Origin of the sequence: Mesorhizobium sp. CO1-1-7 (genome assembly GCF_020164885.1) — a bacterium.
In the GTDB taxonomy this organism is placed as follows: domain Bacteria; phylum Pseudomonadota; class Alphaproteobacteria; order Rhizobiales; family Rhizobiaceae; genus Mesorhizobium; species Mesorhizobium australicum.
Genome location: NZ_JAIUHA010000002.1, coordinates 177,573 through 198,735, shown reverse-complemented (window position 1 = coordinate 198,735; position 21,163 = coordinate 177,573). Strand labels below are relative to the sequence as shown.

Genomic DNA, 21,163 nt, shown 5'->3' with positions numbered 1-21,163 from the left:
GCCGGTTCACCGCCGCCCGAACAGCCGCTCGATGTCGGCCAGCTTGAGCTCGATGTAGGTCGGGCGGCCATGGTTGCAGGTACCGGAACCCGGCGTCGCCTCCATCTGGCGCAGCAGAGCGTTCATCTCCTCGGCCTTGAGCAGCCGCCCGGAGCGCACCGAGCCATGGCAGGCCATGGTGGCGGCGATCTTGTCCAGCCGTTCCTTGAGCGTCTCGACCGTATCGTTGTCGGCAATCTCGTCGGCAAGGTCGCGGACCAATTGCTGGACGTTGGTCTCGCCGAGCATCGACGGCGTCTCGCGCACGGCGACCGCACCCGGTCCGAAACGCTCGATGCCGAGGCCGAAGCGGGCGAGCGTTTCGGAATGCACGGCCAGCCGCTCGGCGTCCTCCTCCGGCAGGTCGATAATCTCGGGCAGAAGCAGCATCTGTGACGGCACCGGCCGCGCGTGCAGCGCGTTCTTCAGCGCCTCGTAAACCAGCCGCTCATGGGCCGCGTGCTGGTCCACGATGATGAGCGAATCCCTGGTCTGGGCGACGATATAGTTCTCATGCACCTGCGCGCGCGCGGCCCCCAGCACCGCGCCGAGCAGCGTCTCCGCCGCCTCGCTCTGCCCGGCGCGCGCATCGGCGCTGGCAAGCGGGCCGGCATCGAACGCGGCTTGCTCATTTTCGCCAAATCCGCCCTGTCTTGCGCCGGTGCGTTCAAAGCCCGGGCTGTCGAATTGCATGTCGAGCGGCCGCTGCGGCGAGCGCGCGGGATCGAAGCCGGCGGCGCCTGAAGCGCGATAGGCCGCGTCGTAGCTGCGATGGCCATTGGCCGGGCCGGGATGTGCATAGGACGGGCTGCCCGGCCGAAACGCTGCCATCATGCCGGCGGCGCCGGTGGTGGCCGAGCGGATGCCGGCATCGGCCAACGCCTGCCGGATCGCGCCGACAATCAACCCGCGCACGAGGCCCGGATCGCGGAAGCGGACATCGGCTTTGGCCGGGTGGACGTTGACGTCGACGATGGCCGGATCGAGCGAAAGAAACAGGACCGTCACCGCATGGCGGTCGCGCGGCAGGACGTCGGCGAAGGCGCCACGGATCGCTCCGGCGATCAGCTTGTCGCGCACCGGGCGGCCGTTGACATAGGCATATTGCTGCAATGCGTTGGCGCGGGTGAAGGAGGGGATCGACACATGGCCGGTCAGGTGCACGCCTTCGCGCATCGCATCGATGGCAATGGAATTGTCGGGAAAGTCGGCGCCCATCACCTGCGCGACCCGGCGCAGGCTGCCGTCCGCGCTGTCATCGGTAGCCGGCAGTTCCAGCGTCGTGCGGTCGGAACCGGCCAGCGTGAAACGCACCATGGGGAAGGCGATGGCGATGCGCTTGACGATGTCGCTGATGGCCGAGCTTTCGGCGCGTTCGCCCTTCATGAATTTCAGCCGTGCCGGCGTGGCGAAGAACAGGTCGCGCACCTCGACCGTGGTGCCGCGATTGGCCGCCGCCGGCTTGATTGGCAGGACGCGGCCGCCCTCGATGCCGATCTCTGCGGCGCTGTCGCTAGAGGCCGTGCGCGAGCGGATCGACAGCCGCGACACCGAGCCGATCGATGGCAGCGCTTCGCCGCGAAAGCCGAGCGAACGAATGTCGTTGATATCCTCGGTGAGCTTGGAGGTGCAGTGGCGTGCGATGGCCAGCGCCAGTTCCCGTTCAGGAATGCCGAAGCCGTCATCGGTGACGCGGATCAGGTTCAGCCCGCCGCCCGATGTGACGACTTCTACCTTGCTGGCCCCGGCATCGAGCGCATTCTCGACCAGTTCCTTGACCACGCTCGCCGGACGCTCGATGACTTCGCCGGCGGCGATCTGGTTGATCATCGTTTCGGAAAGCTGGCGGATGGGCATGCTCTGATCTTACACGGATTCGGTGGGCGCGCGCGAGGCCACTTTACGCCTGCGCCAGAAGCCAATCCCTGACCTTGCGCGCATTGTCGCTGAGCTCGCGGTTCTTCGGCCAGATGACGTAGAACGCGGTGCCCGTCTTCATGATGTGGTCCGTCACCGGCACCAGCAGCCCGGTCGACAGCAGCCGCTCGACAAGGTGGCGCCAGCCGAGCGCGATGCCTTGCCCCTCCATGACCGCCTGGATCACAATCGCATAGTCATTGATGCGCAAGCCACGCTCCGCATTGCGGAGACTGGCTCCGGCCGATTGGAACCATTCGTCCCAGTTCGGGGCCTCGCGATAGGGCTCTTCCAGATGAATGAGGCGGTGTGTCGCCAGTTGCTCGACGGTCTCGGGCCGGCCGAATTTCGTCAGATAACTGGGACCCGCGACCGGAAAGATCTCTTCGTCGGAGAGCGCTAGCGAGTGGTAGTCCGGCCAGTCGCGTGGCACGCCTCCGCGCACGGCAAGCGGAATGCCTTCGGCGATGATGTCGAGATCTCGGTCGCCGGTCTGGATGCGCAGATCGATGCCCGGCAGTTCGTCGCGGAACCGCTGCAGGCGCGGCATCATCCAGAACGAGCCGAAGGCCGTCGAGGCGGCCAGCGTCACATGGCCGCCAGTCGCCTGCAGGCGAAGGTCCTCCGCCGACTTGCGGATGTGGGAAAGACCGAGCGAGACGTCGGCATGGAAGCGCTCGCCGGCCTCGGTCAGGCTGACCTGGCGGTGGCGGCGCTGGAACAGCGTGGCGCCAAGCTGTTCCTCCAACCCGCGCACGGCATAGGAAACCGCGGCCTGCGTCATGCCGAGCTCGCGCCCGGCGGCGGTGAAACTCGACAGCCGACCGGCTGCCTCGAAGACGATCAGGCTGCCGGCGGAGGGCAGGAGGTGGCGCAGGCTTCGCATAAGCTCAGCTTATACAAGAGATCAGGATTTTCCAGCGTCACAGTCGAATTTCACCTCGCTAAGTTGACCGGGATCGAAGGGATGGAGGCTCCATGAACGCACCGGCCGCTGAATTGACCGAGCAAACCCATCGCCGTGGTGGTGGCCGCCTCGGGCGCAAGGCGATGAGGAGCGCGCCGATTGCCTCGTTCCCGACCCTGGTGCGCCAGATTCCGGTCTATGAGATCGTTCCCGATGAGGCGGTGGAACTGATCCACGAGGAGTCGCTCAAGATACTCGAAGAAGTGGGCTGCGAATTCCGCGACGACGGAGCCATCGAGCTCTGGAAGGCGGCTGGCGCGGATGTCAGGGAGACGCGCGTGCGTATCGACCGCGCGCTGCTGATGGAGCTCGTCTCGAAAGTTCCATCCGAATTCACGCTCCATGCGCGCAATCCCGAGCGCACGGTCCGCGTTGGCGGCAAGAACTCGATCTTCGTGCCGATGTATGGCGCGCCCTACATACGCGACCTCGACAACAACAGGCGCTACGGCACGCTTGCCGACCTCAACAATTTCCACAAGCTCGCCTACATGGCGCCGGCGCTGCATTCCTCGAGTTCGGTCATCTGCGAGCCGATGGAAATCGCCGTGCCGAAGCGGCATCTGCACATCATCCATTCGGCGTTGAAACATTCCGACAAGCCGTTCATGGGCATCGTGACGTCCAAGGAGCGCGCCGAGGACACGATGGCGATGGCTGCAATCGTCTTCGGCGAGGAGTTCGTCCGCGAAAACCCCGTGCTGGTGGCGATCACCAACTGCAATTCGCCGCTGGTCTGGGATGCCACCATGATCGATGCGATGCGGGTCTATGCAAGCCACAATCAGCCGCTGATCCTGGCGCCGTTCGCGCTCTGCGGCGCCTCGACCGCGGCGTCGGCCGTCGGCGCGGTGGCGCAGGTCAATGCGGAGGCGCTCGCCGGCGTGGCCCTGACCCAGCTCATCCGTCCCGGTTCGCCCCAGATCTACGGCCAGTTCATGGTCACGGTCGACATGAAGACCGGCGCGCCGATGGGCGGGACGCCGGAGGCCGCGCAGATGATGTATCTGATGGGCGCGCTGGCGCGGAAATACAAACTGCCGTGGCGCACGTCGGGCTTTCATGTCGGCTCGAAGCTCAACGATGCCCAGGCTGGCTATGAGGCGAACATGCTGATGCATGCAGCCATCCTCGCTGGCGCCAACTACATCTGGCATTCGGCCGGATGGCTGGAAGCGGGTCTCACCTGCGGTTACTCGAAATTCGCCACCGACTGCGAACAGCTTGTCGGCTGGTACAAATATGCCGGCGGCCTGCCTTTCGACGATTTCAAGGAAGCGATGGCGGCGATCCGCGAGGTCGGGCCGCAGGGCCATTTCCTCGGCACCCAGCACACGCTCGAGCATTTCGAGAAGGCTTTCTTCATGCCGAGCATCATGGACTTCAACTCCTACGAACAATGGAAGGCGGAAGGGGCGAAGGACCACGACACGCGCGGCCGCGAGAAGGCGCGCAACATGCTTGCCGACTATGAGGAGCCGAAACTCGACGAGGGCATTGCCGACGGTCTCAAGGATTTGATCGCGCGGCGCGAGGAAAAACTGCCTGACAGCGTTAGTTGAAAAAGCAGGCAAAGACCTCACGGGAACAACAAGGGGAGAATGACATGACGATTTTCAGAAGCAACGGCGATCGTGTGCCGCCCGCTATCGAAGCGATGGCGGCGGAAGCGAAGGCGGGTCGCATGGACCGGCGCGAGTTCCTGGCGCTGGCTAGCGCGCTTGGTGCGTCGACGGCATTTGCCTATGGCATGATCGGCCTCGCCGCGCCGACGCAAGCTGTGGCCGAGGAACCGAAGAAGGGCGGGACGCTGCACGTCTCGATGGCGGTGAAAGCGCAGAAGGATCCGCGCACTTACGATTGGGTGGAACTGGCCAATATCTCGCGTTGCTGGCTGGAGCCGCTGGTGCGCTACACCAGGCAATTCACCTTCGAGCCGGTGCTGCTCGAAAGCTGGGACATCAACGACGACGCCACCGAATACACGCTGCATGTGCGCAAGGGCGTCACCTGGAACAATGGCGATGCCTTCAGCGCCGATGACGTGGTGCACAATGTGACGCGCTGGTGCGAGAAGGGCGTCGCCGGCAACTCGATGGCGGCCCGCGTCGGTGCGCTGATCGATGCCAAGACCGGCAAGGCCAGGGACGGCGCCATCACCAAGGTCGACGACAACACGGTCAAGCTGAAGCTCAGCGAGCCCGATATTTCGCTCATTCCCAATTTCACCGATTATCCGGCGCTCATCGTGCACCGCAATTTCGACGCCGATGGCGCCGACCCGATCAAGAAGCCGATCGGCACGGGAGCGTTTGAGTTGGTCTCTTACGACGTCGGCCAGAAGGCGGTGGTCAAGCGCCGCGAGAACGGCAAATGGTGGGGCGGCGAGGCGCCACTCGACGGTATCGAATTCATCGACTACGGCACCGATTTCAACGCCACGGTGAACGCGTTCGATTCCGGTGAAATCGACCTCAATTTCGAGTCGCCCGCCGACTTCATCGACATTCTCGACAAGATGGGGCTGCAGAAGTCTGAGGTCGCGACCGCCACCACGCTGGTTGCCCGCACCAACATCACGCACAAGCCCTACGACGATCAGCGCGTTCGCAATGCGCTGCAGATGGCGGTCGACAACAACGCGGTGCTGCAGCTCGGCTACAACGGCCGCGGCACGGTCGGCGAGAACCACCATGTCAGCCCGATCCATCCGGAATACTATGCCCTGCCCAAGAAGGAGCGCGACGCCGCCGGCGCCAAGAAGCTGATGGCGGACGCCGGTCAGGCCGACTTCGAGCACGAGCTGATCACCATCGAGGACGACTGGCAGAAGAACACCGGCGACGCGATCGCCGGCCAGCTGCGTGACGCCGGCATCAAGGTCAAGCGCACGGTGCTGCCGGGCTCGACCTTCTGGAACGACTGGACGAAATATCCCTATTCGATGACCATCTGGTACATGCGCCCGCTCGGTGTCCAGGTGCTGGCGCTGGGTTATCGCACCGGCGAGGCCTGGAATGAATCGGCCTATTCCAACCCCGACTTCGACGCCAAGCTCAAGCAGGCGCTCTCGCTGATCGATGTCGCCAAGCGCAAGGAGGTGATGAAGGATGTCGAGCAGATCCTGCAGGACTCCGGCGTCATCATCCAGCCGTTCTGGCAGAAGCTCTACAGCCACACGAACAAGAAGGTGAAGAACTACGGCGTCCACCAGACCTTCGAGATGGACCTCCAGAACGTCTGGCTGGACGCCTGACGCCAGAAGTTCTGCCACACAGCGCCGGCGCTCCCTTGCGCCGGCGCAATGCCGCCGATGGGGAAGAATTTGCATGTCCGGCCGGGTCTTCAAACGTTTGTTCGAGCCGGCCACCTTGCGTGGCAAAACATTGCGCAACAGGATCGTGTTTGGAGCCCATACGGCGAACATGGCCGAGAACGGGCTGCCGACCGAACGCCATGTCGGCTACTACGCCGAACGCGCCATCGGCGGGGCCGGCATGATCGTGGTCGAGCCGATGCCCGTGCATCAGGCCGCCGTGCTTACCCGTGGCAATTTCAGCCCGTCCGATGACCGCGTCATCCCGCATTTCCGCAAGGTGACGGAGGCGATCCGCGGCAACGGCGCCGTCGCCATCCAGCAGCTCTACCATGTCGGTCAGCACGCGGACGCGGACAACTCGTTTCACCCCGGTTGGTCGCCTTCCGGCCTGCCGAGCTACCACGATTCCGACGGCTCGCATCGGATGTCCGAAGCCGAGATCGAAGAAACGATCGACGGCTTCGCCCAGGCCGCGCGCCGTTGCCACCAGGCCGGCTTCGACGGCGTCGAGGTCTGGGCGGCGTACCATTCGATGCTGGACCAGTTCTGGACACCTTGGTCGAACCGCCGGGACGACCGATGGGGCGGCAGCCTCGAAAACCGCACCCGCATGAGCCGTGAGGTGATGACCAGGATTCGCCGGGAATGCGGCGATGATTTTATCATCGGTCTTGCGATCAATGATGAGCCCGAAGTCGAAGTGGCGCTGAAGCGCGAAGCGCTGGCCGAGATCATCGACCTCCACGACCGCGATGCCTTGATGGACTATGTCACTTGCGGAACGGGTTCCTACTTCGATTTCTACAAGATCATGCCGACCTTTGTTTACCCGGAGAAGCTCGGTGCCGACCTGGCGTCCGTGCTCAAATCCACCGTGCGTCACGCGTTGATCACCGCCGAGAGCCATATCCGCACGCCCGAGAACGCCGAGAGCGTGCTGAGCGAAGGCCGTGCCGATCTCGTTTCCATCGTGCGTGGGCAGATCGCCGATCCGCATCTGGCTGCAAAGGCTGCCGCCGGCCGGCCGCAGGACATTCGCGGCTGCCTGTCCTGCAACCAGATGTGCTGGGGCCGGCGCAGCCGTGACTACTGGATCAGCTGCGTCATCAATCCTTCCGCGGGGCGGGAATGGGAGTGGGGCGGCGACCGCTTCGCTCCGGCCGGCCAGCCGAAGCGCGTACTGGTCGTCGGTGGCGGCCCGGCCGGTCTCGAAGCGGCGCGCGCCGCGGCCGAGCGCGGCCATCGCGTCATGCTGGCCGAGGCATCCGACCGCCTTGGGGGGCAGTTCCGTCTTGCCGGGCTGCAGCCGCGCCGTGCCCAGATTCTGGACCTGATCGACTGGTATGAGCGCCAGCTCGGCCAGCTCCAGGTCGATATCCGCTACGGGCAGTATGTCGAAGCCGACGATGTCGAGCGCGAGGGCGCCGATCACGTCATCGTCGCGACCGGCTCGATGCCGCCGGACGGCGCTTTCCAGCGGGCCTTGCCGCATTGGGAGAGCATTCCGGGCGACGGTCCGGTGCTCTCGGCCGAAGCGGTGATGGCGCGCGAGGCGAGGCCGGGAAAAAATGTTCTCTTGCTGGACGACGGCGGCAATTGGAAGGGCTGCGGCACCGCCTGGAAACTCGCCGAGGATGGTCACAACGTAACGCTTGTGACACCGGACGCCCTGGTCGGCAAAGAGCTTCAGCGAATGGCCGTCGATGCGCCGCTGCGACGGGCACTCGCCAAGCTGAAGGTGCGGTTTGTGACCGAGAGCGCCGTCGTTCATTGGGACGGCAGGGTGGCCAGGATCGCTTCGCTGCTCGACCGGACCGAGCAGCAGGTCGAGGCCGACGCTTTGGTATTCGCCGCCACCAGCATGACGCAGGACAGCCTGTCCATCGAGCTCGAAAGGCGCGGAATTGCGCATACCTCCATCGGCGACTGTACCGCCTCCAGACAGGCGGCATTTGCCATTCATGACGGGCGCAAGGTGGCGCTTGGTCTTTGACCATCGCGAAAGGCGCCATGCCAGGCAAGGCATGAACGGGGCTGATGTCTGAATGCGTATCAGGTCAATCAAAGTCTATCAGATGCTTCTGCCTGTTAAAGGCGGTGCCTACCGGATGGCCAGCGACACCGTGCAGAATTTGGACAGCACGCTGGTTGAAGTCACCACCGAGGATGGACTGTCAGGCTGGGGTGAGACTTGCCCGATCGGCCCTGTTTATCAACCCCAGCATGCTCTGGGCGCGAGAGCGGCAATTGCTGAAATAGCGCCGGGACTCATCGGCGAGGACACAGCGTCCATGCGCCGCCTCGCCAAACGAATGGACGAACGGCTGAACGGTCACAACTATGCCAAGGCGGCCTTGGACATAGCTCTCCTCGACCTCGCCGGCCAGCGGCTGGGCGTCCCTGTTTCAACACTTCTCGGTGGTGCGCTCACCGATCGCGTGCCGTCATACTACTCGACGACCGTCGGTGCTCCGGACGAGACCGCGCGTATTGCCGCCGACAAGGTCAACGCCGGATATCCACGGCTTCAGATCAAGATCGGCGGGCGGGATCTCGAACAAGACGTCGCCACTGTGCACAAAGTATGGGAGGCGGTTGGCTTCAGGGCCCGCATAGCCGTCGACGCCAATCGCGGCCTGACTGCTGCCGCGGCGCTGCACATCGATCGGCTTTGCCAGGCAATCCCGTTCGTGTTCGAACAGCCTTGCAACACCATGGAGGAAGTCGCAGGCCTCAAAGGGCGCGTTACGCATCCGATCTATCTCGATGAGAGTACCGAGGATTTGAATGCCGTGCTTCGGGCAGTTTCGTCAGGTATCGCCGACGGATTCGGATTGAAGGTCACCCGTCTTGGTGGTCTGACCAAGATGGCCACGGTCCGCGACCTGTGTGCGATACGATCTCTTCCGCACAGCTGCGACGATGCCTGGGGCGGAGACGTCATCGCCGCGGCATGCGTCCACCTCGCCGCTACCGTCGAGCCGAGACGTTTTGAGGGAGCCTGGATCGCGCAGGAGTACATCGAAGGGCATACTGATCCCGCAAACCCGATCGTGATCGAGAACGGGCATATACGCGTCCCGCAGATCCCAGGGCTCGGTGTCAAGCCTGAGCGCTCCCAACTCAACGCGCCGATCGCCACTTTCGGAAACTAAGGATCGTTGGATTTGATCTATGCAAGCAGACGCGCCGCCCGGAGGAGGCTTCATGAGCCGCAAAAAAGCCGATATGCACGATGCGTGGTATTGATTGCCTTCCGCAGTCAAACATTCGGGGAAATCCATGCATTCGGGGAAATCCATGAAACTGCTGCTCGCTGCCATCCTGTCGATTGCCACATCAGCCGCGGCATTGGCCGGCCCGGCGTCCGACGCCGTGAAGTTCTTCTATGTCCCGCAGGTCAAGTTCGAGGCCGACGCGCAATACCGCGATCGCTTCACCGAGCCGGTGACGAAACTGTTCGACCTCAACGACCAGGCCAACAAGAAGAATCCGGACCAGGTCGCCTGTATCGACTTCGACCCCGGCCTCGACGCGCAGGATTTCGACCAGAAGGCCCTTTCCAGGACACTGAAGCTGTCCGAGACGGTGGAGGGCGATACGGCGCAGGTGGTGGCGAGTTTCAGTCTTTTTCCGGAAGGAGACGATTCGCAGCGCGAAATGCACTGGTCGCTGAAGAAGGTCGACGGCAAGTGGAAGATATCGGACATTGCATCGAAGACCAGCGACTGGACGCTGAGCCAGCTCGAATGCATGGCGGGCCAAGATCCGGAGTGATGCGATGGCCGGTCGCACGCTTCTTTTGTTCTCGGCCGTGTGCCTGCTGGCGGCGGACTTGAACGGCGCGGCCGCTCAGGGGCTGTTGGGCGCGCCGCCGGCAAAAGCTCCGGCCGGGACCGCGCCCGATGACAGCGTGACGCCGCCGGCAACCCCGCCTGGCGGCGCCGCGGAGCCGCCGACCCCACCCGTCGCATCGCCGCCAAGCGAGCCTGCCGCTCCAATCCAGCCGGGGTCGCCGACCGCGGTGGTGCGGCCGTTCTACGATCAGGTCGGCCTGGAGGTCGATCCTGCTCAGCGCGGCCATTTCATCGATCCGGCGAAAGCCGTGCTCGACAAGAGCGATGCCTTGCGCAAATCCGGGCAGGGCGAGTGCCTGGACCCCAACATGGCGCTCGACAATGCGGACTACGACAAGGCCGAGATCGACAAGAGCCTGAAGACGCTCGAAGCGATCAATGGCGACCAGGCCAAGGTGATCGTCGCCTTCGTCGTCGCCGGTAACCCGCACCGCCTCGAATGGAAGTTCAAGAAGGTCGATGGCGAATGGAAGATAGCGGACCTTTTGTCGGTGACCGGCGAATGGGCGCTCAGCCAGTACCAGTGCGAATGATGGCCGAACTAGCCGCGCCCGCGATAGGGGGTGACGCCGGTATCCGGCAGCCAGGCGCCTTCGGGCGGAGCGCCGGTCTGCCAGAACACATCGATCGGAATGCCGCCGCGCGGATACCAATAGCCGCCTATGCGCAACCAGAGCGGCTTGGTCGCGGCCACGATGCGGCGTCCGATCATCACCGTGCAGTCTTCATGGAAGGCGCCATGGTTGCGAAACGAGGTCATGAACAGCTTGAGCGACTTCGATTCCACCAGGGCGGCATCGGGTGCGTAGTCGATGACGATGTGGGCGAAATCCGGCTGTCCGGTCACCGGGCAGAGCGAGGTGAATTCCGGGCAGGTAAAGCGCACGATCGCCGGCGGCCCGTCGCCGCGCGAAAACGGCACGGTTTCCAGGACCGCGGCTTCGGGGCTCTGTGGCGTCTCGACGTGCGTGCCGAGCTGGGTGAGACTTTTGGTATCGATCATATGCGGTTTCCCTTGGATTTGCCGCTCATTAGCACAAATTAAAACGGCAGGAAGACGATGACCAGCAACGACCCGCTTCTCCAACCCTACCAGCTCAAGCATTTGACGCTGAAGAACCGGGTGATGTCGACCAGCCACGAGCCGGCTTACTCGGAGGACGGCATGCCGAAGGAGCGCTACCGGCTCTACCATGCCGAAAAGGCCAAGGGCGGCATGGCGCTGACCATGACCGCCGGCTCGGCCATCGTTTCGCGCGACAGCCCGGCTGCCTTCGGCAATCTGCACGTCTATGACGACCGCATCGTGCCGTGGTTGGCCGAACTCACCGATGCCTGCCATGAGCATGACTGCAAGGTGATGATCCAGATCACCCATCTTGGCCGCCGCACGGGTTGGAACAAGGCCGACTGGCTGCCGGTGCTCTCGGCTTCGCCGGTGCGCGAGCCGGCGCATCGCGCTTTCCCCAAGACCATCGAGGACTGGGACATCGAGCGCATCGTCGCCGACTATGCGTCGGCCGCCCAGCGCTGCCAGGCGGCCGGGCTCGACGGCATCGAGTTCGAATCCTACGGCCATCTGATGGACGGCTTCTGGTCGCCTGCCACCAATCATCGCGATGACGAGTATGGCGGTTCGCTCGACAACCGCCTGCGCTTCACCAACATGGTGCTCGATGCGGTGCGGGCGGCGGTCGGCGAGAAATTCGTCGTCGGCATCCGCATGGTCGCCGACGAGGATTTCGACAAAGGCCTGTCGAAGGAGGAGGGCGTCGAGATCGCCAGGCGGCTGGCCGACTCCGGCAAGCTCGATTTCCTCAACATCATCCGGGGCTCGATCGAGACCGACGCGGCGCTCACCAAGGTCATTCCGGTGACCGGCATGCGGTCTTCGCCGCATCTCGATTTTGCCGGCGAGGTGAGGGCGGCGACGAAATTCCCGACCTTCCACGCGGCGCGCATTTCCGATGTCGCCACCGCGCGCCATGCGATCGCCACCGGCAAGCTCGACATGGTCGGCATGACACGCGCCCATATCGCGGATCCGCACATCATCAAGAAGGTGATGGAGGGCCGCGAGCACGAGATACGTCCCTGTGTCGGCGCTACCTATTGTCTCGACCGCATCTATGAAGGCGGCGAGGCGCTATGCGTTCACAATGCGGCGACCGGCCGCGAGGCGGATATCCCGCACGTCATTGTCAAGACGGAAGGCCCTAAGCGGAAAGTGGTGGTCGTCGGCGCCGGCGCTGGTGGGCTGGAGGCGGCGCGCGTCGCAGCCGAGCGCGGTCATCAAGTCACGATCCTCGAGGCATCCTCACAAGCGGGCGGCCAGGTGCGTCTGGCGACCCAGAACCCGCGCCGCAAGGAATTGATCGGCATCATCGACTGGCGGCTGGCCGAACTCGACCGGCTCGGCGTCGAGATCCGCTATGACACCTGGGCGGAACAGGACGATGTTCTGGCGCTGGCGCCCGACGTCGTGGTGATCGCCACCGGTGGCCTGCCGCAGAACCCGCCGCTGGCCTCCGGCGACAATCTCGTCACCTCGAGTTGGGACATCATGGCCGGCAGCGTCAAGCCGGCCGAAAATGTGCTGCTCTACGACGACAATGGCGGCCATCAGGGCATGGGCGCGGCCGAACTGATTGCCAACAGCGGCTCGAAGCTGGAACTGGTTTCGCCGGAACGCTTCTTCGCCCCCGAAATGGGCGGCATGAACCACGTACCCTATGTCAGCGCCTTCCAGGAAAAGGGCGTCACCGTCACCATCAATACCCGCCTGCGCTCGGTGCGGCGCGAGGGCAATCAACTGATCGCGGAACTCGCTTCGGATTTCGCCGATGGCTGGCGCGGAGAGCGCAGGGTCGACCAGGTGGTGGTCGAGCACGGCACGGCGCCGCTCGACGATCTGTATCTTTCGCTGAAACCGCTGTCGAAGAACGGTGGTGCGGTTGACTATGAGCGTCTGGTCAACGGCGGCGACATTTTTCCCAAGCGCAACGCGGATGGCGGCTTCGTGCTCTTGCGCATCGGCGACGCGGTTGCCTCGCGCAACATCCACGCCGCCATCTATGACGGGATCAGGTTCGGGATCAGGATTTGATCACGATCAGGTGGCGCGCAACGGCCTTTGCAAGGAGAGCCACCTGCCGCTCTGGTCCGTTGCGCGCCGCGCATGATCGGCTTTCACCGGCCGTGCGATGCTAAAACATCTTGGCGGTCGCCATGCAAAGCACGGTGATGACCAGCAGCCCGCCGGCGATGCGTTCGCCCCTGGTCATTTTCGCGCGCAGCGCCGTTTGGGTCGCGGCATCGGCGCCGGCAAGCTGCCTGCTGGCGGAGCCCACAAGCGCGCCTTGCACGCCGGCGGCGATCAGCGCCGTCAAAATGCCGAGCGCCAGTACCTTTTCCATCGAGCCAAAAGCACCCTCATGAAAGAAATACCAGAGCAGCAAACCGGTCAGGAAAGCCAAACCGGCCGCGCCCATTTGCGGCCGGAAGAACCGCTCTGCCCGGATGTCCGGATCGCGGCCAACCGCGATGGTCGTGCCGGCCCAGAAGACGCCGGCCATGACGTGCAGGCCGATGACGGCGATATAAACATATTGCATGACCGCATTCCTCTCATTCGCCCACCGCCTACGCGCCGCAACCATGCTGCGATGCCATCAATAAGGCAAAATTAGATATCTAACGGTTAGATGTCAACCATGAAGCCAAGTTTCACATTCCCACTGCTTGCTCTACTGTCAGATCATGACACCATTTGACCGCCCGCCGGTCGGCATGAATCTCGGCCGAACCGCCAAGCTTGTCGCCCAGGCCTTCGACGCTGCCTTGGTTGAAGCAGGCGGCACATTGCCGGTCTGGCTCACGCTTCTGTCTGTCAAGTCGAGCGAGCTTGCCAATCAGCGCGAACTCGCCGGCATGATCGGCATCCAGGGCGCGACGCTGACCCATCATCTCAACGCGATGGAAGCGCAGGGCCTGTTGACGCGGCGGCGCGATCCCGTTAACCGCCGGGTTCACCTGGTCGAATTGACGGAGACGGGAGAAGCGCTGTTCGAGACGTTGCGGCAAGCGGCACTCGTCTTCGACAAGCGGCTTCGCAAAGGACTGTCCGACGAGCGTCTGGCGGAATTTGCGCAGGTGCTTGCGGCGTTGCGGAAAAACGTAGAGAGCTAGGAATGCCGGCCTGTTGGACGCACTGGCCTCGGCATGCATACCGACCATGAACAGCGTTGCCGGAACCTGCGCGGCCTCCAAGACGTCGAGGATGTTGCTTGTACCGTTCAGCGGACCGTCGTCGAAGGTGAGATAGATGGTGCGATCCGCGCCATGGGCAGGCAACGCCGACATCAACATGGCTGCCAGGGCAAGCCGAAAGAATGTCATGGAGCCGCTATCCCCTCGCGGTCAGGACAGGCCGCCATTTCCGCGGCTGCTTGTCAAGGCTGGCCGGGTTACGCCAGGCTTCCCTGCAATACCGTCAGCCTGGCTTTCTTCGGCATGCGGGCGGTCAGCCATTCCAGCGCCTTGTCATGCGGCATCGGGAAGGCGATGGAATAGCCCTGCACCTGGTCGCAGCCGATCGCCATCAGCGAATCGAGCTCGGCCTCGGTTTCGGCACCCTCGGCGACGATGGAGATGCCCAGCCCCCGCGCAAGTTCAGTGATGGCGCGCACGATCTTGGAGTTGTCGCCATTCTCATGGACGTTTTGCACGAAGCGACGGTCGATCTTGAGCCTGTCGATCTCGTTGGGATTGACGTGGCTGAGCGAAGCGTAGCCGGTGCCGAAATCATCGAGCTCCAGATGCACGCCGGCCGCCCTGATATGACGCAGCTTCGCCGCGATGCCGGTCTTCTCGTCGTCCAGAATGACGGATTCGACGATTTCCAGCGACAGTTTCTGCGGCGGCAGTCCGGCTTTCTCCAGCGTATCGAACAAAAACGCATCGAAATCATGCTCGCGCAACTCGGTACCCGAGACATTGACCGCAAGCCGGCCGAAAGCAATCCCGGTCCGGTTCCATTCGGCGGCCTCGTTGATCGCCTTGCTGATCACGATACGGCCGATCTCCGGCATGAAGCCGCATTTCTCGGCGACCGGGATGAATTCGCCCGGCGAGATCATGCCGCGCTCGGGATGATTCCAGCGCACGAGCGCTTCGATGCCGCTGATGGTGCCGTCGGTCAGCGAGACCTGCGGCTGGAAATAGACCTGGAACGCCTTTTCCGAAATGGCGACCTTGATGTCGTGTTCGAGCTGCTTGCGGTAGTCGAGTTCGCGGCGCAGTTCCTCGGAGAAGAACGAGAAGTTGCCGCCACCCATTTTCTTGGCGGAGTAGAGCGCCAGATCGGCATGGACGAGCAGGTCCTGCGCATTGTCGGCATCGATCGGATAGACCGCGATGCCGCCGCTGGCGCCCGGGAGAATGGTGGTGCCCTGGAACACGATCGGCTCGTTGATGTGCACCAGGATGCGCCGTGCCAGCATGTTGATGTCCTCGGTGCTGCCGGCTCCGTTGAGGATCATCACGAATTCGTCGCCGCCGAGCCGCGCGCACAGATCCGACGCGCGGCAGGAATCGCGCATGCGCTGTGCCGTCACGACCAGGACATAATCGCCGGCGGCGTGACCCAGCGTATCGTTGATCTGCTTGAAGCGGTCGAGGTCGAGCTGGACTACGGCCAGGCGCTCGCGCCGGCGATGCGCGCCCTTGATCAGCGTCTCGAAATGGTCGGTGAGGAAGGTGCGGTTGTGCAGGCCGGTCAGGCCGTCATGCACCGCGATGAAGGCCATCGAATTGCGCGCGTCGACCAACTCACGCGTCTTGCGCAGGATCGCGTTGGACATCGGCCTGAAGATGAACAGCGCCACCAGCAGGATGACGCCGAGTGTGGCGTAGAACAGCGTGCGGTGGAGGGAGAGCAGCTTTTCGGAGCGCTCGTCGGCATCGGCGCTGATGCGCTGGCCGAGCGCGGCATAGCCCGACAGCGTGGCATTGGCGACCGAGGCATCGAGATTGACGCGTTCGGCGCCGCCCTTGTAGCCGCCATTGTCGCCAAGATTGAGTTGCGATTCCAGTGCGGAGACCAGCCGGTCGCCATTGGCGATCAGGCCAACCGAGAAATAGTCCAGATGAAAGGGCTTGGCGAAAAGCACGCTCTGGATCGACTTCGCATCGAGCTTGGCTGGCGATTGCGGATCCGCGCCCGTCTGCTTGAGCAGCAGATCGTAGTTCGTCTCGAACTCCGCCGTGGCCTGCTTCAGCGCGCTGACCAGCGCCGGCTGCTTGTCGCGCGAGGCGGCGCCCGTTGCGTTGGCCAGGAAGACGATGCGCTGCGACAGCGTCTTCTGCGTACCGACGATGTCGAGCAAGGTGTTGTTGTGCTGCTGCGTGGCCATCGTCTGCTGCAGCAGGACGAAGGAGGCCGCGACCATGGCGGCAATGATCAGCAGCGCCAGCCAGTAGCCAGCCTTGATCAGCAGTATGAGCTTGCCTGAAACGGTTTGCACCGGCTGCTGAGACATGTTCGGGGGCGGTCCTCTCGCCAACGGATTTATGCGAGCACCATTGAACTGCAAACGTTAACAGGACTGGAAATCGACGGCCGGCCGGCGCGGACGAGAGGCGGAAAGATCACGAAATGGTTATCGGGTTCTTTCGCGGCCGGCCCGCATTTGAGCATTCGTCGGCCCATGCGTTTCCGGGTGGTCACCTGGGCAATGTCGGAACGTCCCAGCTGATGCTGCCCGGCCACCTGATCCGGTCGCTTTTGCGATGGATTTTTTGTGCGGGCGGGACGACAGTCTGCCGACGTCAAACGGGGCCCGATCATGACCGCAGCATTTCTCTCCCATATCGACAGCGAGCTTGCCGGGTTGAAATCTGCCGGGCTCTACAAGTCCGAGCGGGTGATTTCCTCGATGCAGTCGGCTGAGATCGAGGTCGGCGGCGAGAAAGTGCTGAACTTCTGCGCCAACAACTATCTCGGCCTTGCCGACAGCGCGGAACTGCGCGCGGCGGCCACGCAGGCGCTCGACCGCTACGGCTACGGCATGGCCTCGGTACGCTTCATCTGCGGGACGCAGGAAGAACACAAGCAGCTCGAGACGACGATTTCATCGTTCCTCGGCTTGGAGGACACCATCCTCTACGGCTCCTGCTTCGACGCCAATGGCGGCCTGTTCGAGACGCTGCTTGGCGAGGAAGACGCAATCATTTCCGACGCGCTCAATCACGCCTCGATCATCGACGGCGTCCGGCTGTCAAAGGCCAAACGCTTTCGCTACGCCAACAACGACATGGCCGATCTTGAGGCACGCCTGAAGGAAGCCAAGGATTGCCGCTTCCGGCTGATCGCCACCGACGGCGTGTTTTCCATGGACGGCATCATCGCCAATCTCTCAGGCGTCTGCGACCTGGCCGAAAAATACGACGCCATGGTCATGGTGGATGACAGCCATGCGGTCGGCTTCGTCGGCGGAAACGGGCGCGGTTCGCCCGAGCATTGCGGTGTCGAGGGCAGGGTGGACATCATCACGGGCACGCTCGGCAAGGCGCTCGGCGGCGCTTCGGGCGGCTACACCTCGGGCAAGAAGCAGGTGGTCGACTGGCTGCGCCAGCGCTCGCGGCCTTATCTCTTCTCCAACACGCTGATGCCGGCGATCGCCGGCGCCTCGATCAAGGTGTTCGAGCTGATCCGCAATGGCGACGGATTGCGCGAGCGCCTATATGCCAATGCGGCGCGGTTCAGGTCCCAGATGGGCAAGCTTGGCTTCACGCTGGCCGGGGCCGACCATCCGATTATCGCGGTGATGCTGGGCGATGCCACATTGGCGCAGGAGATGGCGGCGCGCATGCTGAAGCGTGGTATCTACGTCATTGGATTCTCATTCCCTGTGGTGCCGAAGGGCCAAGCCCGCATCCGCACCCAGATGTCGGCGGCGCACTCCAGCGCCGACATCGACCGGGCCGTGGAAGCGTTCGGAGCGGTCGGCAGGGAATTGGGCGTGATTTCCTGAAGGGCCGGTAGCGAAAAGCGATTCCGGATCAAGAGATTCAAGGGACAAGAGAATGTCGAACATGATGAAGGCACTGGTGAAGGCCAAGGCCGAACCGGGCATCTGGATGGAAGAGGTTCCGGTGCCGGAGATCGGCCCCAACGATGTGCTGATCAAGATCAAGAAGACCGCAATCTGCGGCACCGACGTCCACATCTACAACTGGGACCAGTGGGCGCAAAAGACGGTTCCTGTGCCGATGGTTACCGGCCACGAATTCGTCGGCACGGTCGCCGACTTTGGTGCCGCGGTCACCGAATACAAGGTCGGCCAGCGGGTGTCGGGCGAGGGACACATCGTCTGCGGCCATTGCCGCAACTGCCGCGCGGGCAGGGGACATCTGTGCCGTAACACGCTCGGCGTCGGCGTCAACCGTCCCGGCGCCTTCGGCGAGTACCTGGCCATTCCCCAGCACAATGTGGTGCCGATCCCCGACGACGTGCCGGACGAGATTGCCGCGATCTTCGATCCCCTGGGCAATGCGGTCCACACGGCGTTGTCCTTCGATCTGGTCGGCGAGGATGTGCTGGTTACCGGCGCCGGACCGATCGGCATCATGGGCGCGCTGGTGGCGCAGTGCGTCGGCGCACGCAAGGTTGTCATCACTGACATCAACCCGGTGCGCCTGGCGCTGGCGAAGAAACTCGGCGTCCAGCATGTCGTCGACGCTTCGCAGGAGAAGCTGCGCGACGTCATGCCGGCACTCGGCATGACGGAAGGTTTCGATGTCGGGTTGGAGATGTCGGGCGCCGCGCCCGCCTTCCGCGACATGATCGACACCATGAACAATGGCGGCAAGATCGCCATCCTCGGCATCGCCCCGACTGGTTTCGAGATCGACTGGAACAAGGTCATCTTCAAGATGCTGCACTTGAAGGGCATCTACGGCCGCGAGATGTTCGAGACCTGGTACAAGATGATCGCCCTGGTACAGGGCCCGCTCGACGTCTCCGCGCTCATCACGCACCGCATCGGCATCGACGATTTCCAGGCCGGCTTCGATGCGATGCGCAGCGGCAGTTCCGGCAAGGTGGTGATGGACTGGTAACGGCGCGCATAGCGCTATCCGGTGAAACGTCTGCGCGAGGCGTCCCCTCTGTCCTGCCGGACAGAGGTGGCGCTGTCCCGCCAGCCTATCCCCATTCTTTCAGCGCTACTTTTCTTCCAACGCCTTCTCCAGCGCCGCCACCCCACGCACAATCGCCGCACGTTCGTCCACGCCAAGTTTCGCCAGCAGTTCCCGCTCGAAACTCTGCGCCAGCGGCACCATCTCGCGATAGGCTGCAAGCCCGACTTTGGTAAGCGTCAAGTGCTCGACGCGGCCGTCGTTCTCGTCAGGTGTTCGTACCAGCCAGCGCCGCCGTTCTAACTCGGCCACGGCGCGCGAGACCTTGGTCTTGTGCATGGCCGACTGCTCGCCAAGTTCCGTCGCGGTCATCGTGCCGCGCTGTCCCAATCCCGACAACGTGCGCCATTCGGGCCGGGTCAGGCCATGGCGGTCCTTATAGACCTTCGAGAATTCGCGGCTGACCGCATCTGCAAGGCGGTAGAGCCGGTAGGGCAGAAAGCTTTCGAGTTCGAGAATGTCCATTGTCCGCATCCGGGAAAAACGGAAGATTGATAGTTACATTTTCGATGGTTACAAATGAAACCAATTTGGTCAATCCGGGAGGAAGCAATGGCCTTTTCCTATATGCCGGGTTTCGGCAACGACTTCGAAACCGAAACCTTGCCCGGCTCGCTGCCGCAGGGACGCAACTCGCCGCAGCGGCCGGCCTACGGCCTCTATGCCGAGCAGCTTTCAGGCTCGCCCTTCACCGCGCCGCGCGGCACCAATGAGCGCTCCTGGCTCTATCGCATCCGGCCGAGCGTCAAGCACACGGGCAGGTTCAAGGCGGCGAGTTATCCCCTGTGGAAGAGCGCCCCCAATGTCGGCGACCACGAGCTGGCGCTTGGCCAGTACCGCTGGAATCCGGTGCCGATGCCGAAAGAGCCGACCGACTTCATCAAGGGTATGCGCACCATCACCACCGCCGGCGACGTGCTTGGCCAGACCGGCATGGCTGCCCATGTCTATGTCGCCAACCGCTCGATGACCGACGATCATTTCTTCAACGCCGACGGCGAGCTGCTGATCGTGCCGCAGGTGGGCAGCTTGCGCTTCATCACCGAGATGGGCGTTATCGAGCTTCGGCCCGGTGAAATCGCCGTGCTGCCGCGCGGCCTCGTCTTCAAGGTCGAACTGGTCGACGCCGAAGTGCGCGGCTATGTCTGCGAGAATTACGGCGCCAAGCTAACGCTGCCTGACCGCGGCCCGATCGGCGCCAATTGCCTGGCCAACCCGCGCGACTTCAAGACGCCTTGCGCCTGGTTCGAGGAGAAGGAGACGCCGTGCCGGCTGATCGTGAAATGGTGCGGTAATTTTCACGTCACCGAGATCGGCCATTCGCCGCTCGACGTCGTTGCCTGGCATGGCAACTACGCGCCCTATAAATATGATCTGGCGACCTTTTCGCCGGTCGGTGCGCTGCTGTTCGATCACCCCGATCCGTCGATCTTCACCGTGCTGACGGCGCCGAGCGGCGAGGAAGGCACCGCCAACATCGATTTCGTCATCTTCCCGCCGCGCTGGCTGGTGGCGGAAGATACGTTCCGGCCGCCCTGGTACCATCGCAATATCATGAGCGAGTTCATGGGCCTGATCCACGGCCAGTACGACGCGAAGGAGGAAGGTTTCGTGCCCGGCGGCATCAGCCTGCACAATCTGATGCTGGCCCATGGCCCGGATGCGCCTGGCTTCGAAAAAGCCTCGCGCGCGGACCTGAAACCGGTCAAGCTCGACAACACCATGGCCTTCATGTTCGAGACCCGCTTTCCGCAGATGCTGACCCGCTACGGCGCCGAACTCGAAACCCGGCAGGACAACTACATCGATTGCTGGGCCGACCTGAAGAAGCGGTTCAATGGCAAGCCCGAGGGCGACTGGTCTTGA

17 protein-coding genes and 1 pseudogene are annotated in these 21,163 nt (G+C 63.3%); 11 read left to right on the top strand and 7 right to left on the bottom strand.

Annotated features, from left to right (window positions below):
* Nucleotides 1-6: 6 nt before the first annotated feature.
* Together mutL and LB516_RS04380 are read right to left on the bottom strand one after the other, a co-directional pair.
* Complete coding sequence (gene mutL / locus LB516_RS04385) at nucleotides 7-1,896, bottom strand: DNA mismatch repair endonuclease MutL (RefSeq protein WP_224719010.1); 1,890 nt, start codon at nucleotides 1,894-1,896, stop codon at nucleotides 7-9.
* A 43-nt stretch (nucleotides 1,897-1,939) separates the two neighbouring features.
* Nucleotides 1,940-2,842 (bottom strand): LysR substrate-binding domain-containing protein, encoded by a 903-nt coding sequence (locus LB516_RS04380; RefSeq protein ID WP_015318339.1) that lies wholly within the window; start codon nucleotides 2,840-2,842, stop codon nucleotides 1,940-1,942.
* A 92-nt stretch (nucleotides 2,843-2,934) separates the two neighbouring features.
* Here LB516_RS04380 and LB516_RS04375 point away from each other — a divergent pair, with 92 nt between their 5' ends.
* The 6 genes from LB516_RS04375 (at nucleotide 2,935) to LB516_RS04350 (ending at nucleotide 10,632) form a co-directional block, all read left to right on the top strand.
* Nucleotides 2,935-4,485, top strand: coding sequence for a trimethylamine methyltransferase family protein (locus LB516_RS04375; RefSeq protein WP_140792055.1), 1,551 nt, complete (start codon nucleotides 2,935-2,937; stop codon nucleotides 4,483-4,485).
* 44 nt (nucleotides 4,486-4,529) lie between these two features.
* Nucleotides 4,530-6,179, top strand: coding sequence for an ABC transporter substrate-binding protein (locus tag LB516_RS04370; RefSeq protein ID WP_140617119.1), 1,650 nt, complete (start codon nucleotides 4,530-4,532; stop codon nucleotides 6,177-6,179).
* Nucleotides 6,180-6,252: 73 nt separating this feature from the next.
* The gene (locus LB516_RS04365) at nucleotides 6,253-8,235 is read left to right on the top strand and encodes an FAD-dependent oxidoreductase (protein ID WP_224719009.1); all 1,983 of its coding nucleotides are present in this window, start codon (nucleotides 6,253-6,255) and stop codon (nucleotides 8,233-8,235) included.
* Nucleotides 8,236-8,287: 52 nt separating this feature from the next.
* Nucleotides 8,288-9,397, top strand: coding sequence for a mandelate racemase/muconate lactonizing enzyme family protein (locus tag LB516_RS04360; RefSeq protein ID WP_140661892.1), 1,110 nt, complete (start codon nucleotides 8,288-8,290; stop codon nucleotides 9,395-9,397).
* Between the two features lie 145 nt (nucleotides 9,398-9,542).
* Entirely contained in the window at nucleotides 9,543-10,019 is a 477-nt protein-coding gene (locus tag LB516_RS04355) for a DUF3828 domain-containing protein (protein ID WP_224719008.1), read from the top strand.
* 4 nt (nucleotides 10,020-10,023) lie between these two features.
* Complete coding sequence (locus tag LB516_RS04350; protein WP_140617116.1) at nucleotides 10,024-10,632, top strand: hypothetical protein; 609 nt, start codon at nucleotides 10,024-10,026, stop codon at nucleotides 10,630-10,632.
* Nucleotides 10,633-10,640: 8 nt separating this feature from the next.
* On the opposite strand, the gene queF is transcribed toward LB516_RS04350, so the two are convergent.
* Nucleotides 10,641-11,102, bottom strand: a complete 462-nt coding sequence (gene queF, locus LB516_RS04345) for a preQ(1) synthase (RefSeq protein ID WP_224719007.1) — start codon at nucleotides 11,100-11,102, stop codon at nucleotides 10,641-10,643.
* A 57-nt stretch (nucleotides 11,103-11,159) separates the two neighbouring features.
* Here queF and LB516_RS04340 point away from each other — a divergent pair, with 57 nt between their 5' ends.
* Nucleotides 11,160-13,205 carry an FAD-dependent oxidoreductase gene (locus LB516_RS04340; protein WP_224719006.1) on the top strand — a complete coding sequence of 682 codons (2,046 nt, stop codon included), beginning with the start codon at nucleotides 11,160-11,162 and terminating at the stop codon, nucleotides 13,203-13,205.
* Nucleotides 13,206-13,305: 100 nt separating this feature from the next.
* On the opposite strand, the gene LB516_RS04335 is transcribed toward LB516_RS04340, so the two are convergent.
* The gene (locus tag LB516_RS04335) at nucleotides 13,306-13,713 is read right to left on the bottom strand and encodes a hypothetical protein (RefSeq protein ID WP_140617114.1); all 408 of its coding nucleotides are present in this window, start codon (nucleotides 13,711-13,713) and stop codon (nucleotides 13,306-13,308) included.
* Nucleotides 13,714-13,858: 145 nt separating this feature from the next.
* Here LB516_RS04335 and LB516_RS04330 point away from each other — a divergent pair, with 145 nt between their 5' ends.
* A complete protein-coding gene (locus tag LB516_RS04330; RefSeq protein WP_015318329.1) occupies nucleotides 13,859-14,287 on the top strand; it encodes a MarR family winged helix-turn-helix transcriptional regulator in 429 nt (142 codons plus the stop codon).
* A 33-nt stretch (nucleotides 14,288-14,320) separates the two neighbouring features.
* On the opposite strand, the pseudogene LB516_RS04325 reads toward LB516_RS04330, so the two are convergent.
* Both LB516_RS04325 and LB516_RS04320 read right to left on the bottom strand, forming a co-directional pair.
* Nucleotides 14,321-14,461: pseudogene (locus tag LB516_RS04325) on the bottom strand (polysaccharide deacetylase family protein); the annotation flags it as partial.
* A 104-nt stretch (nucleotides 14,462-14,565) separates the two neighbouring features.
* On the bottom strand, nucleotides 14,566-16,638 hold the full coding sequence (locus LB516_RS04320) for a putative bifunctional diguanylate cyclase/phosphodiesterase (protein WP_224719005.1): 2,073 nt from the start codon (nucleotides 16,636-16,638) through the stop codon (nucleotides 14,566-14,568).
* Between the two features lie 306 nt (nucleotides 16,639-16,944).
* On the opposite strand from LB516_RS04320, the gene LB516_RS04315 reads away from it, so the two are divergent.
* Nucleotides 16,945-18,132: a glycine C-acetyltransferase gene (locus tag LB516_RS04315; protein ID WP_224719004.1), complete on the top strand. Its 1,188-nt coding sequence runs from the start codon at nucleotides 16,945-16,947 to the stop codon at nucleotides 18,130-18,132.
* A 52-nt stretch (nucleotides 18,133-18,184) separates the two neighbouring features.
* Nucleotides 18,185-19,219, top strand: a complete 1,035-nt coding sequence (gene tdh / locus LB516_RS04310; protein WP_015318326.1) for an L-threonine 3-dehydrogenase — start codon at nucleotides 18,185-18,187, stop codon at nucleotides 19,217-19,219.
* Nucleotides 19,220-19,324: 105 nt separating this feature from the next.
* Here the strand turns inward: tdh and LB516_RS04305 are convergent, their stop codons facing one another.
* Nucleotides 19,325-19,762: a MarR family winged helix-turn-helix transcriptional regulator gene (locus LB516_RS04305; protein ID WP_224529973.1), complete on the bottom strand. Its 438-nt coding sequence runs from the start codon at nucleotides 19,760-19,762 to the stop codon at nucleotides 19,325-19,327.
* A gap of 87 nt (nucleotides 19,763-19,849) precedes the next feature.
* Between LB516_RS04305 and hmgA the strand changes: the two genes are divergently transcribed.
* Complete coding sequence (gene hmgA, locus LB516_RS04300; protein ID WP_224682365.1) at nucleotides 19,850-21,163, top strand: homogentisate 1,2-dioxygenase; 1,314 nt, start codon at nucleotides 19,850-19,852, stop codon at nucleotides 21,161-21,163.

Bases quoted from the DNA above. Each gene is read 5' to 3' on its own strand.
- LB516_RS04380 (WP_015318339.1), bottom strand. From the start codon at position 2,842: ATGCGAAGCCTGCGCCACCTCCTGCCCTCCGCCGGCAGCCTGATCGTC.
- LB516_RS04370 (WP_140617119.1), top strand. From the start codon at position 4,530: ATGACGATTTTCAGAAGCAACGGCGATCGTGTGCCGCCCGCTATCGAA.
- hmgA (WP_224682365.1), top strand. From the start codon at position 19,850: ATGGCCTTTTCCTATATGCCGGGTTTCGGCAACGACTTCGAAACCGAA.
- tdh (WP_015318326.1), top strand. From the start codon at position 18,185: ATGTCGAACATGATGAAGGCACTGGTGAAGGCCAAGGCCGAACCGGGC.
- LB516_RS04350 (WP_140617116.1), top strand. From the start codon at position 10,024: ATGGCCGGTCGCACGCTTCTTTTGTTCTCGGCCGTGTGCCTGCTGGCG.
- LB516_RS04315 (WP_224719004.1), top strand. From the start codon at position 16,945: ATGACCGCAGCATTTCTCTCCCATATCGACAGCGAGCTTGCCGGGTTG.
- LB516_RS04375 (WP_140792055.1), top strand. From the start codon at position 2,935: ATGAACGCACCGGCCGCTGAATTGACCGAGCAAACCCATCGCCGTGGT.
- LB516_RS04335 (WP_140617114.1), bottom strand. From the start codon at position 13,713: ATGCAATATGTTTATATCGCCGTCATCGGCCTGCACGTCATGGCCGGC.
- LB516_RS04305 (WP_224529973.1), bottom strand. From the start codon at position 19,762: ATGGACATTCTCGAACTCGAAAGCTTTCTGCCCTACCGGCTCTACCGC.
- LB516_RS04360 (WP_140661892.1), top strand. From the start codon at position 8,288: ATGCGTATCAGGTCAATCAAAGTCTATCAGATGCTTCTGCCTGTTAAA.
- LB516_RS04355 (WP_224719008.1), top strand. From the start codon at position 9,543: ATGAAACTGCTGCTCGCTGCCATCCTGTCGATTGCCACATCAGCCGCG.
- queF (WP_224719007.1), bottom strand. From the start codon at position 11,102: ATGATCGATACCAAAAGTCTCACCCAGCTCGGCACGCACGTCGAGACG.
- LB516_RS04340 (WP_224719006.1), top strand. From the start codon at position 11,160: ATGACCAGCAACGACCCGCTTCTCCAACCCTACCAGCTCAAGCATTTG.
- LB516_RS04330 (WP_015318329.1), top strand. From the start codon at position 13,859: ATGACACCATTTGACCGCCCGCCGGTCGGCATGAATCTCGGCCGAACC.
- LB516_RS04320 (WP_224719005.1), bottom strand. From the start codon at position 16,638: ATGTCTCAGCAGCCGGTGCAAACCGTTTCAGGCAAGCTCATACTGCTG.
- mutL (WP_224719010.1), bottom strand. From the start codon at position 1,896: ATGCCCATCCGCCAGCTTTCCGAAACGATGATCAACCAGATCGCCGCC.
- LB516_RS04365 (WP_224719009.1), top strand. From the start codon at position 6,253: ATGTCCGGCCGGGTCTTCAAACGTTTGTTCGAGCCGGCCACCTTGCGT.